Annotated in this window: 1 protein-coding gene; it reads left to right on the top strand. The window is 73.3% G+C overall.

Annotation, left to right across the window (positions count from 1 at the left end; translation table 11 throughout):
• Positions 1 to 29: 29 nt before the first annotated feature.
• Positions 30 to 236, top strand: a 207-nt coding sequence (locus SB775_RS33795; protein WP_410865664.1) for a dihydropteroate synthase, incomplete at its 3' end; no start/stop codon positions are given.

Raw genomic sequence — 236 nt, 5'->3', positions numbered from 1 at the left:
CGGTGGACGCCTGCTTCTAGACCGTCGCGCTGGGGGCCGACTGGGTGGACATCGGCGGCGCGCCGTTCGCGCCGGGTGAGCCCGTGCCGGTCGAGGAGGAGGTGGAGCGGGTGGTGCCGGTCGTCGCAGCGCTCCGGGCCGGCTCGGACGTGGTGATCTCGGTGGACACCTTCCATGCCGAGGTCGCCCGGCAGGCCATCGCGGCAGGAGCCACGGTGATCAACGACACGACCGGC

The organism is Peribacillus sp. SIMBA_075 (genome assembly GCF_046534585.1).
Note: the sequence above shows the minus strand (reverse complement) of the source record. Positions and strands in the feature narration are given on the sequence as shown.